A 10,911-nucleotide genomic window follows, 5' to 3' on the forward strand; every position below is an offset into this window, starting at 1 on the left:
CGCGTGACGCCATGGCGTCGGCCGGCAAGACCCTGGTCGAGCTGTTCGGTCTGGCGCGTGAGCTCAACATCGACGCCGAGGGCATCGACATGGGTCCGTCCCCGACGGACGCCGCCCTCGCCGCTGACCTGGTACTGCCGATCGAGGAGCTCGACCTCACCGTCCGGTCGTACAACTGCCTCAAGCGCGAGGGCGTCCACTCCGTGGGTGAGCTCGTGGCGCGTTCCGAGGCCGACCTGCTCGACATTCGCAACTTCGGTGCGAAGTCGATCGACGAGGTCAAGGCGAAGCTGGTCGGCATGGGCCTGGCCCTCAAGGACAGCCCGCCCGGATTCGACCCGACCGCCGCCGCCTTCGGCGCCGGCAACGACGCGGACGCGGGCTTCATCGAGACCGAGCAGTACTGAACCTGAGCGTTGCGTCGCGCCGGGGCGCGAGGGAGCTGGGAAGGCGGAGGAGCCGGCGGCGAGGAGCCGGCGGCGAGAAGAGATGGCAGCCCGGACGGCCGCACCGCGGACGACCGCACCCCGGTCGGCTGCCGGGTGACGGCCGGTCGATGGTGCTGCGCGAGCGGTACGCGCCGAGCAGCACTGTCGCGCTCACCGCTCCTGTTCGGCCAGCTCCTTGAACTGCTCGAGGTCATTGCGTACGAGCCGTTCGATCGCCGCCGCCTGGGCGAATCCCTTCGGCCCGCCGAACGCCTCCCTGACGGTGCCGGGGTCGTACTCGAACCGGGCCTGGACCCGGGTGTGCTGCTGGTCGATGGGCAGCAGCGAGAAGGATCCCGCCAGGTCGGGACCGCTCGTGGTCCGCCACTCCATCACGCCTTCCTTGCCACGGTCGGTGATCTCGGCCTCGAACTCCCGAGCCCGGCCACCCGCGTCGACGTCCAGGTGGGCCCGGTGCCCACCCTCCGAACGGGCCTCGCGTACGCCGTCCAGGAACCGCGGATAGCTCTCCACGCGGTGGAGGAAGTCCCAGGCCCTGTCGAGCGGAACGTCGACGTCGATCTGTTCTTCAAGAGTGCTCATATCGGCAACCTCACAGTTGGGTTCCTGGCTTGCGTCAGCTTGGGCGCGGCCGTCGTGGCGAGGCCGCGCCGCCGAAGAGCGAGAGACCGGTCAACGCGCTCTTTCCGCACCGGACCGTGTGCCTGGCGAACCGCTGTCAGGCCGCCCTCGGCCGCCTTCGGCCGCCGTCTCCCGGCAGGCCGACGGCAGGGTCGTGGACACCGAGGTGGCGCTGAAGGCCACGGGCTGAGCGAGGGCCGGTTCGTACCGCGTATGCATCGCGCCTACGCCCTGGAACCCGCGGCGCGGTCCACGCCGACCCGAGCAGTGGCGCACCGTCGGCGCCGTACTCCTGCTCCCGTAGCCGACCCGTCTCCGAGATCCGTCTCCCAGATCCGTCTCCCCGGCTCGCGGTACCGCTCAGCCCTGCTCGGGCGTCTTCGCGTACTCCTGCGCCATGGCTCCCGCGAAGTCGTACATCACGACCGGCTCGTCGCCCACGACCCAGGCGTCGTGTCCGGGCGGGCACACGAAGACGTCGCCGGGGCCGACCTCGCTCTCGGCGCCGTCGTCCATGCGGATGCGCATCCGTCCCTGGACGACATAGCCGTTGTGATGGATCTGGCAGCTGTCGGTTCCCGCGAGCGGTGCCACGGATTCGGACCAGCGCCAGCCGGGTTCGAAGTTCGCCACGGCGAAGTCGAGCCCTGTGAGGTGGACGGCTTCGAGGTGGCCCTGGGGGAAATCGCGTCGCTCATCCGGCTTGTCGACCGTCTTGATCTCAAGCATGACGGCTCCTTTCGTAGGGGCGATGCCCATCCCTCTCGAGGGCCCGGGCCCCGGCTCCCGCGAAGTCCACGGCCGACGCCGACGGCGACCGGATCCCTCCATCCCATCGTCTGCCCGTCCAGTCGGCGCCGCCATCCGGGGGACGGACGACGGAGGTGGTCGGGCGGAGACGGTCGGGCGGAGACGGTCGGGCGGAGGTGGTCGGGCGGAGACGGTCGGGCGGAGGTGCTCGGACCGGGCATGCCGGGCCGATCGACCCGGCATGCGCCGCAGCAATGGGCCGCGCCGTCATGACGGCGAGTCAGAGCGGCGACATGATCGCCACGCCGCATGCGCGTACGAGGCAAACCGGCCGATCACCGACTCGGCGACATCACCGTGGAGTAGGTCGCCGAACCACCCGAACACGACCCGGTGCAGGAAGACGGGCACCCGGCGACCCGATGGATGCCGCCCACCGGGTGGAGGCCGCGGCACCCGTCCTTGGCGTGGGGCAGCGGGGCCAATCAGTCCTCACCAGTCCCCACCAGAGTTCACCGGTCCTCAGTCGCAGGTGACTTCGTCGCGGGGTACGTAACGGGTGTTGAAGGTCTCTCGCTTGACTTCGCTGCCGTCGGACTTGAAGACCCGGTCGACTGCGACGTTGAAGCCTTCGAGCGGCGTCTGCGGCAGGCAGTCCTTCTCCGCCCCTGGGCGGCTTTCCGGCTCCTTCACATTGGTGCGCGGGCCCGTGACAGCTTCGACGGCGTCGTATTTCTTGGTGCCGAGGAAGGTGACAGTGATGGAGGTCTCCGTGGCGGACGCCTGGATGTAGATGGCGTTGCCCGAGTCGTTGGCGAACCTCAGGTCCAGACTGCCCCACACCACCGTCGCCTCCCGGCCTTCGGGGTAGCGCTCGATGTAGAACGAGTGAGCCCCGTACTCGAGCGGTTTGATGCCGGCGAAGAAGAGGGCGTTGAAGACCGTGGTGGCGACGGCGGAGACGCCGCCTCCGGCTGCCTTCTCGAACTGGTTGTTGTTGATGATGATGCCGTCCACGAAACCGTTGGCCTTGGTCCGCTCGCCCACGGTGCGGTTGAAGCTCCAGTTCTCGCCGGGCAGTACGAGGGACCCGTTGAGGAGTTCCGCGGCGCGGCCGATGTTCTTCGTGCGGTACGGGGCGGGCTCGAAGTTCACCGTGAAGGTGGACATCTTCTCCTTGATGCCCAGTGGGCCGATGGTGTCGCTGGTGAGCGTCGGCTGCACCGTCCCGGTGGCCACGGCGCCGGTGCGGGCCGCTCCCGTCTTGGTCAGCAGCGGCAGGACCGCCTGCTGGACCGCCTTGGCGGTGATCCGTTGCCCGGGTCTGCCGTCCGAGGCCACCACGACCCGCTCGCCGTCCAGGCGCAGTTTCGCCTCGGCCGCCGTGTCGGTGGCCTGTGCCAGGGGAGTGACCACCGCTGGGTCGTCCCGCAGCCCCTGGGCGTCGAGCCGGGGTGTCAGCCGGTGCGACTTGTCCGGTTTCATCGTGAGGTGCCTGCCGACGGTGACCGGGCCGATCTCGATCCGCCGGCCGCCGGTGGTGAGCGTCACCGGTGCCGACATCGCGGGCGTGGCGAACTCCGTCATGGCGCGGTTCACCTCCGCCGCGTCGACCCGCGGTCGGCTCTGCCTCACCGGCAGCCGGATCGGGTCGCTTCGCAGGCTGGGGTCGGTGGCACCCAGGGCCGCGAGCGAGCGGTCCACATCCAGTGACTGGCCGTTCCGCGGCTGTACGACCACGGGCCTGCCCGCATCGAAGGTGACCGCGCCTTCGCGGGCCTCGCGGTCGTACCGCTTCGCCGCTTCGGCCAGCTCCGCGCGGGCCTTCGCCTGGTCCATGCCGCTCACCGGCTCGATGTCGCGCTCCCCGGAGGTGAACAGGCGGCCGATCACGGTCAGCGGGCCGGTCCCGGACTGCGCGGCGCGGGCGACGGTGGCCTCGCTGTCCAGCCAGAGGCCGGCGGCACGCGCGTCGACGGTGGCGCTGCGATCGCCGATGCGCACCTTCAGTGGCGACATCCAGGTCTCGCCCAGTTCCTTGTCCAGCTTCTCCTCGGCCTGGGAGCGGCTCAGTCCCCCGATGTCCACGCCGCGCACCCGGGTGCCGTCAGGGACGTCCTCGCCGGACGCCAGGCCCACCAGATACAGCCCGCCGAAACCGAGCCCCGCCGCTCCCGCTGCGAGAGCGGCGATACGTATTCGGCGACGACCGGCCGGCGTGGTGCCGGCGGGCATGCCGAGGCGCTGAAAGCGATGCACTGAATCTCCTTGTCGATGGCCGTCGCGCCGCACAGACATGCCTCACGCAATACGTCGCCAAGCGACCAATCGTAGTAAATCCCTCGTGATAGGTCTGTGAGCTGCGTCTCCGCATGGTCCGCACGGCTCCGGAAGCACGAAGGCTCGTCCAGGGAACGGCCCGCTGAGTGGGCGCCGCGTTGGGTTCTCGTGCCCGGTGCTCCCGACCCTCGTACGCACCGGACCGGGGTGTCACTGCGGGGCGTGGGGGGTCACAGCCGGAGGACGATCAGGGCGGTGTCGTCGGTGTTGCCGGTGGGGGGAAGGAGATCCGTCAGCAGGGCGTCGGCCAGGGCCTCGGGGTCGGAGTGCTGGTGGCGGGTGAGGGAGTCGGCGAGGCGGGCCAGACCGGTGTCGATGTCCTCGGTGCGGCGTTCGATCAGGCCGTCGGTGTACAGGACCAGGGTGGCGCCTTCGGCGAAGGGCGTACGGGCCTGGGGGCGGGGCACGTGTTCGGCGCGGGCGCCGAGCGGCGGGTCGGTGGCCTGGTCGAGGAAGGTCACGGTGCCGTCGGGGTTGAGGAGGACGGGCGGCGGGTGGCCGGCGCAGCTGTAGGTGATGGTGTTGCTGTTCCAGTCGATGAACGTGGTCACGACGGTGGTCGCCGCGGCACCGTCGACGGAGCGGGCGTACAGGCCGAGGGCATCCAGGGCCTGGGCCGGCCCGTCGGCGACGCGGCAGGCCGCGCTCAGCGCGCTGCGCAGCTGTCCCATGACGCAGGCGGCCGCCAGACCGTGGCCGACGACGTCGCCGACGGCGACCGCGAGGCGTTCGCGGGGCAGGTCGACCAGGTCGTACCAGTCGCCGCACACGTGCAGGGCGCCGATGGCGGGGCGGTAGCGCACGGCTGCCGCGTGCGGCCCGGTCGGGCAGGGCGCGGGGAGCATCGCCGCCTGTAGGGCCAGGGCGACCTCGCGTTCGTGGGCGTGTGCTTTGCGGAGGCGTTCGTTGACCTCCTGCAGTTCGCGGGCGCGGGTGTAGAGCTCGGCTTCCAGCACGCGGGCCCGGCTGTCGCCGCCCGGGCCGCCGCGGGCCCGGATGAGCTCGGTGACCTCCTCCACCCGGTGCACAACCAGTGCCACCTGCCCGTCGGGGCCGCGGACGGGTGCGTTGACCGGGCTCCAGAAGTGTTCCTGCCAGTGACCGGGCCGCTGGGGATCCTCGATGTCATAGCGGAGCACTGCCATGGTGTCGCGCTCGCCGGTTGCCACCACCCGCAGCATCGAATCCCGGGTCTCCCGCATGCCGGCCGCGGCGGCATCGTTCGGGTTTTCGGGGAAGACGTCGAAGATGTAGCGGCCCAGCAGCTGCTCGCGAGTGCGCCCGGCCAGCCGCAGGAAGTCGTCGTTGGCGTCGGCATACACCAGGTCAGGGGTGAGCAGTGCCACCATGCCGGGCAGGGCCCGGAAGACCGCCGTGTAGTCGATCTGCGGTTTCCTCATGTGCTGCCTGCCTCGGCGCCGAGCGTGACTGTGGCGTTCCACGATAGGAGCGAACACGCCACGTGGCCTGGGCACTGCTCTCCCTTTGGGCCAGGCAGGGCTCCGGCAGCCCCGTCGAAGTCCTCGTGACCTGCTACGCCAAGCGACCCTACGACAGTACGTCGGCGTCCACAGCGAAATGGGTGGCCTCAGCCCCGGTGGCCCGGAGGCGCGAACACTTGTCGCCGGCGTGCAGATCAAGCGTCAGCGGCAGATCCTGCTGGAGTCTCCCCTGCCGTTCCACGGGCCTTTGGTTACATACGCGGTGAACAGCCACCGGCGTTCAGCCGTACCCCCTGTCGTACGCCTGGCCGCTGGTGCGGCAGGAACAGCCCGGATCCGGAGAGGCACGTGCCCCAGCATCCCGAGCAGCCACAACAGTCAGAACAGTCAGAACAGCCATCGCGAGGACGCACCGGCCGGACCCTGCCCACCGCCCGCCTCATACGCGGCGCCGCGCTGGCCGCAGGTCTCGCGTTTCTCCCCCTGGCCACGGCCTGCAGCGGTGGCGAGGACAGTGCGGCCAGGGACAGCAAGCCGTCGGAGATCTCCGACGCGCCCGCGGCGGCGGTGGTGGCGCCGGCCAAGGTCGAGGTGATCGCCGACCTGACGGGCTGCAAGGCCAAGATCCGCATCGAGGCGGACGAACTGCGCCAGGGCCTGTGCCACACGAAGAAGGTCGACTACCTCATCACCACCTTCCCCGAGGAGAAGTACAAGCAGCGCTGGCTGGACTCCGCCGCCATCTACGGGGGCAAGTACCTGGTCGGCTCGCGTTGGATCGTCAGCGCGAAAGAGCCGGAGATGCTGGAGCAGTTCCGTACCAAGATCGGCGGGACCGTCAAGCAGCTGCAAGGCATCGGCCCGAAACCGGCGCCGAGCACGTCGTAGCGGCGGTCCCGGTCCCGGCCAGAAGGCCGGCACCGCACGGAGGATCGGCCTGACCGGACCCGACGGGACCGCCGTGCCCGTCGGGCGGCCCGTTGTGTGCCGCGCGGGCAGGCGAGGAGCGGGTGCGGCTCGCTGGCGAGCCGCCCGTCATCGTCGCCCATACGGTCACGGTGACGGGCGTGCAGGCGGGTGGTTCTGGAAGCGTTCGATGTGCGGCCCGGGTGGCCCGGCGGGCTCCCGTTGAGGCAGGTGTGGACTCCGGTTCTGGTGAGGAGGCCGTTAGTCGATCTTCACGCTCTTCGACACAGTGACCTGGTCGATGTCGGAGACACGCACGGTGGCCTTCATCGTCCAGGTTCCGGCGATCGGCAGGGTGAGGGAGTCGGTGCCCCAGTAGCCGCCCTGGTCGGCGAGTTCGGCGTCGAGCGGGCCGATGCGCTGCTTGGGCAGGGTGAAGGCGAGGCGCAGCTCCGGGACGGAGATGGGGCCGCCATCGGGGCCGTAGACCAGCGCCTGGACCGTGTTCCTGCCCACGCTGCCCGGTTCCAGGGCGACCTGCACCCTGCCGCGCCCGCCCGGGGTGCCGGTGTCGAACGGGATCAGCGTCAGGGACACCGGGGGCTGGCCGGGCACCGTGGGCGCCGCCGCCGTCTCGGTGTCGGCCCGGCCCGGCTGGGTGCCCGTCAGTACGGTCGTCAGCACGAGCACGACGACGCCGGCCAGCGCCTCGGCCAGTACCGATCGGCGCAGCCCCCTTCGGTGGGTCGCGGCGTTCGAGGCGTTCGAGGCGTTCGGGGCGTCATCCGAGGCGTCTGAGTCGTACGAGCTGTCCGCTTCATTCGAGTCGGACGCGTCGGCGCGGGCGGGCGCGTGATCGGAGGCGGCGGGTTCGGCCCCACCGCCGACGGTGACCAGCACCCGTTCCGTCCGCGGCACCGGCAGCAGCCGCCCGGTCCAGCGCCGCGAGTGCCATGCCGCCGTCAGCATCACCAGCATGACCCAGACCTTGAACGCGAGGATCCTGCCGTACGACGTGGTGAACAGCGCCTCGAAGGAGCCCAGCCCGCGCCAGGACTGGTAGACACCGGTGGCCGCCAGCACGGCCACCGCGATCAGGGCGAGCCGGGAGAAGCGGGTCACGGCGGCGGGCGGGAGCGGCTCGTCCTCCGGTGCCCGGAACAGGGCGGTGAGCAGCGCGACCAGCCCGCCCAGCCACACGGACATGGCCAACAGGTGCAGCACGGCTGAGACGACCGCCACCGGCACCTGGATCCCGACGGAGGCATGTTCGGCCGCCGCCCACGTCCCCGCGAGTCCCAGGGCCAGCGCGGCGCCCGACGCGAGCGTGCGCCTGTCCGCATGGGCCGACGTGCGCTTGTCCGCAGACCGGCCCTCCCGCCCGCGCCGGACGAGCACGGCCACCACCAGCACCAGCGTCAGCCTTGCCAGCAGCGCGATGCCCGGCCGGCTCTCCACCGTGCGCCGCAGCAGCTCCGGATCGAAGGCAGCCATCGGTCCGTCTCCGCTCGCGTACGGGCCGCGCAGAAGCAGCAGCGCGACCGTGGACAGAGCCAGCGCCCACCATCCGATCAGGAAGGGTGTGCGCACGACGCGTCGGGCCGTGGCAGTGGGCCAGCAGGCCAGGGCGAACACGGCGATGCCGACGAGCAGGGCAAGTGCGCCGTAGGCGGCGTAGCGGGCGATGCCGTAGAGCGCGTTGACGGTGGTATCCACAGTCGGCTCGGGGGTGGCGGCGAGCGCGGTCGCCGAGGGCTTGCCGACGGCGAAGGTGAAGGCGCCGGAGATGGCGTGGCTGTCCGCCGACACCACCCGCCAGGCCACGGTGTACGTGCCCTGCAGCAGACCGCCGGTCAGCGGGACACGGACGGTGTCGCTCCGGCCGTCCGCGTGCGTGGGGTCGGCCGCGGTCACCGGGCGGTTTTCGGGGTCGAGTACGCGCAGGGAGTTCTCGGCGAGCGTGACCGATTCGCTGAAGGTCGCCGTGATCTGTTTCGGCGCCGTATTCAGCACGGCCCCGTTCCGTGGGTCGCTGCCCGTGAGTACCGCGTGCGCGGATGCGGGCGTCGCACTCCCGAGAAGGGCGAGGGCGAGCATGGCGACCACCACCAGCAGCCACCTGCCCATGTGGCTGGCGTCGTTCATCTGTCGTCGCGTCACGTCATGTCTCCGGGGTCTGTCTACTGGGTCAGGGGTACACGGGGGCTGGGCGCGTACTCCCAGCCCCTTCGGCGAGGCGCGTCGGGCCTCGCAGGCCCCTCGCTCACTACCGCCGCGGGCAGGTCGGCTCGCCTGTGGGGCGGCTGTGCCTCCGCCCCACAGGCAGTACGCGGCTGAGATCAGCCCGAGCCGACGGCGGACCGGCGCCTGACCAGCCACCACGCCCCGCCGCCGAGGACGAGCAGTGCCACGAGCACTCCGCCGATGACCATGCCTGCCGAGCTGCCCTGGTCCTCCCCGGCTGACTGCCCGGCGGCCTCCGCGCCGGCATCGGAGCCTGCGGCCTCAGCGGTGGGCTCGTCGGCCGACGGGGCCGGGCTGGGTGGCGTGCTTTCACCGGGACCGGCGTCGGCCGGCTTGGCGCCCGGGGCCGCGGCCTTCAACTTCAGTGCCGGGGCGGGCTGTTCGGGCTCCTCGCCTCCGGTGGGCAGTTCGATCCAGCGGGAGAGTGTGCCGTCGCTGTAGGTCTCGACGGTTTTGAAGGCGATCTCCCTAACGTCGGGCAGCTGCCTGATCTTGATCTTGTGCTTGGCGTCGACGCCGGTCCGCAGGGCGGGGCCGGAGACGGTGTAGCCGTCGGCGGTGGTCTTCAGCTCCCAGTCCTTGGGGGCTCCGGCGGGCGTGACGTCACCGGGGGCGATGCCTTCGGGCAGGACGACGCGCAGTTCGGTGAAGCCGGCGGAGTCGGACTCGGCTTCGGAGACGAAGGTGAGGGTGACGTTCTCGGCCAGGGCCTGCGGGGCGTCGGCCCCGACTTCCGCGTGCGCGGCGGCCGGTGCGGCCAGGGCGAGCGTGACCGTCAGCGCGGCGGCGCCGGCGAGAGTGATCCGGTGTGCGGTGCGGACAGGGGGATATGCAACCACAGGGGGAATCCTTGCTGGTGAAGCCAGGCAGGCAGCAGCCGCAGCCCGGCTGGGAGAGGGAGCGGGATACCTGCGGGTCCCGGTGGTCCTCTGCGCACCAGCGCGTGTTGAAGAGTTCGCGCGCCTGCCGCTGTCGGCAGGGTGAAGCATCCGGTGAGCGGTACGGCGGGGCGCCTGGGGAGCGGGACGCGGGTCAGCCATGGCCTCATCCAGCCGGCGACGGCCGCCGCGATACCGCCCACCGCGCGGGCGGCGAGCGGCGCGGCGGCCAGGGCCGCGTCGGCCCGGTGCAGCAGCCAGGCCACCGTGAGCGCGGCGAGCACGTGGACGGTGGTCATCGCCCCGGATGCGTCGTGCCAGGCGTGTCCGTCTCCCGCGGCCATGCGGGAATGACCCCTCATGGTGTGGTGTGGCGCGGCAGCCGTCCCGGCCCGGAAGGTGCCTCCCGCCAGGGCCAGCGCAAGGTGCAGCGCGCCTTGCGAGACAAGGGTGCAGACGAGGGTGGAGGGCAGGGAGAAGCGGCGGCGGGCGGCGGGCCAGACGGCGGCGAACTGCAGGAGGGCCAGCAGCGTCACCCACAGCCACGGCACCCTGACCGCACCGGCCACCGCGGAGTGGCCGAGGGCCGCCAGCACGCTGCCGGCCAGCGTGAACACGCCGGCCCTGACACAGGCACCCGCACCTCCGCCGCTCCGCTGGGCGGGCCGGAGGTCGGGGGCGGTTGCCGCAGTATCGGCTGGCACGTTCGCCCCTCCTCCCTCCCCGACCGAATCCCCGGTGCCGGACATCCTTGAAGGGGGTACGGGTCTCAGTCCCGCCCCGTTCACTCTCCGCGCGGGCCGGCCGACGGCATACCGGCGCACCGGAACGGCAGGAAACCGGTGCAGCGCAACGGCAGGAAACCGGCGAGGAGCAGGGCGATTTCGAGGGCACCCGTGTTGACGGACGTGGATGACGACGTGCTGCGGTACATCGCCCTCCGCGGAGTGGCTCCGCAGGGCAGCCGACGCGGGCCCCGCCCGGAACGTACCGGCGTGGGCGTCAGGCAGGGAGACGGAGGTCGAGTGGAAGTCGTCCAGGCCGGGGACGCGGTGAGCATGGCCGGCCGCGGCGCGATGCGAGCCGCCACCGAGAGTGGACGTGGACAGCAGGTGCGGCCCGCCCTGCGCCGCGAGCGTGCACACGGCGGTCGTGGCCAGTGAGTGACGGCGGCGGGCGAGCGGCCAGACGGAGCGGCGAACCGCACGACGACGAAGGCGGCCACGAGCCGCCAGGGCACGGACCCTCGGCGACCGTGTGATGGCCGAAGGCCGCGAGGAC

The 10,911-nt window shown here is 71.5% G+C and carries 11 protein-coding genes; 3 read left to right on the forward strand and 8 right to left on the reverse strand.

The window, feature by feature from the left end:
• Positions 1 to 407: DNA-directed RNA polymerase subunit alpha C-terminal domain-containing protein (locus ACTWQR_RS54355; protein WP_443234776.1), on the forward strand; the 407-nt coding region annotated here is incomplete at its 5' end.
• 192 nt (positions 408 to 599) lie between these two features.
• Here the strand turns inward: ACTWQR_RS54355 and ACTWQR_RS54360 are convergent.
• The 4 genes from ACTWQR_RS54360 to ACTWQR_RS54375 form a co-directional block, all read right to left on the reverse strand.
• Complete coding sequence (locus tag ACTWQR_RS54360) at positions 600 to 1,031, reverse strand: SRPBCC family protein (RefSeq protein WP_443234777.1); 432 nt, start codon at positions 1,029 to 1,031, stop codon at positions 600 to 602.
• Positions 1,032 to 1,430: 399 nt separating this feature from the next.
• Complete coding sequence (locus ACTWQR_RS54365; protein WP_443234778.1) at positions 1,431 to 1,799, reverse strand: cupin domain-containing protein; 369 nt, start codon at positions 1,797 to 1,799, stop codon at positions 1,431 to 1,433.
• Positions 1,800 to 2,342: 543 nt separating this feature from the next.
• A complete protein-coding gene (locus ACTWQR_RS54370; protein ID WP_443234785.1) occupies positions 2,343 to 4,055 on the reverse strand; it encodes a VanW family protein in 1,713 nt (570 codons plus the stop codon).
• Positions 4,056 to 4,330: 275 nt separating this feature from the next.
• A complete protein-coding gene (locus tag ACTWQR_RS54375; protein WP_443234779.1) occupies positions 4,331 to 5,560 on the reverse strand; it encodes a PP2C family protein-serine/threonine phosphatase in 1,230 nt (409 codons plus the stop codon).
• A 390-nt stretch (positions 5,561 to 5,950) separates the two neighbouring features.
• On the opposite strand from ACTWQR_RS54375, the gene ACTWQR_RS54380 reads away from it, so the two are divergent.
• Entirely contained in the window at positions 5,951 to 6,490 is a 540-nt protein-coding gene (locus tag ACTWQR_RS54380; RefSeq protein WP_443234780.1) for a hypothetical protein, read from the forward strand.
• A 279-nt stretch (positions 6,491 to 6,769) separates the two neighbouring features.
• On the opposite strand, the gene ACTWQR_RS54385 is transcribed toward ACTWQR_RS54380, so the two are convergent.
• The 4 genes from ACTWQR_RS54385 to ACTWQR_RS54400 form a co-directional block, all read right to left on the reverse strand.
• Positions 6,770 to 8,635, reverse strand: coding sequence for a copper resistance protein CopC (locus ACTWQR_RS54385; protein WP_443234786.1), 1,866 nt, complete (start codon positions 8,633 to 8,635; stop codon positions 6,770 to 6,772).
• 212 nt (positions 8,636 to 8,847) lie between these two features.
• Positions 8,848 to 9,591, reverse strand: a complete 744-nt coding sequence (locus tag ACTWQR_RS54390) for a DUF1775 domain-containing protein (protein ID WP_443234781.1) — start codon at positions 9,589 to 9,591, stop codon at positions 8,848 to 8,850.
• Positions 9,528 to 10,334 carry a hypothetical protein gene (locus ACTWQR_RS54395; protein ID WP_443234782.1) on the reverse strand — a complete coding sequence of 269 codons (807 nt, stop codon included), beginning with the start codon at positions 10,332 to 10,334 and terminating at the stop codon, positions 9,528 to 9,530. The genes ACTWQR_RS54390 and ACTWQR_RS54395 overlap by 64 nt, the downstream gene beginning before the upstream one ends.
• Before the next feature lie 80 nt (positions 10,335 to 10,414).
• The gene (locus ACTWQR_RS54400; protein WP_443234783.1) at positions 10,415 to 10,564 is read right to left on the reverse strand and encodes a hypothetical protein; all 150 of its coding nucleotides are present in this window, start codon (positions 10,562 to 10,564) and stop codon (positions 10,415 to 10,417) included.
• A gap of 91 nt (positions 10,565 to 10,655) precedes the next feature.
• Between ACTWQR_RS54400 and ACTWQR_RS54405 the strand changes: the two genes are divergently transcribed.
• Positions 10,656 to 10,793 (forward strand): hypothetical protein, encoded by a 138-nt coding sequence (locus ACTWQR_RS54405; protein WP_443234784.1) that lies wholly within the window; start codon positions 10,656 to 10,658, stop codon positions 10,791 to 10,793.
• The last annotated feature ends 118 nt before the right edge of the window (positions 10,794 to 10,911 follow it).

Source organism: Streptomyces sp. 2A115 (assembly GCF_052245575.1).
Lineage (GTDB): Bacteria > Actinomycetota > Actinomycetes > Streptomycetales > Streptomycetaceae > Streptomyces.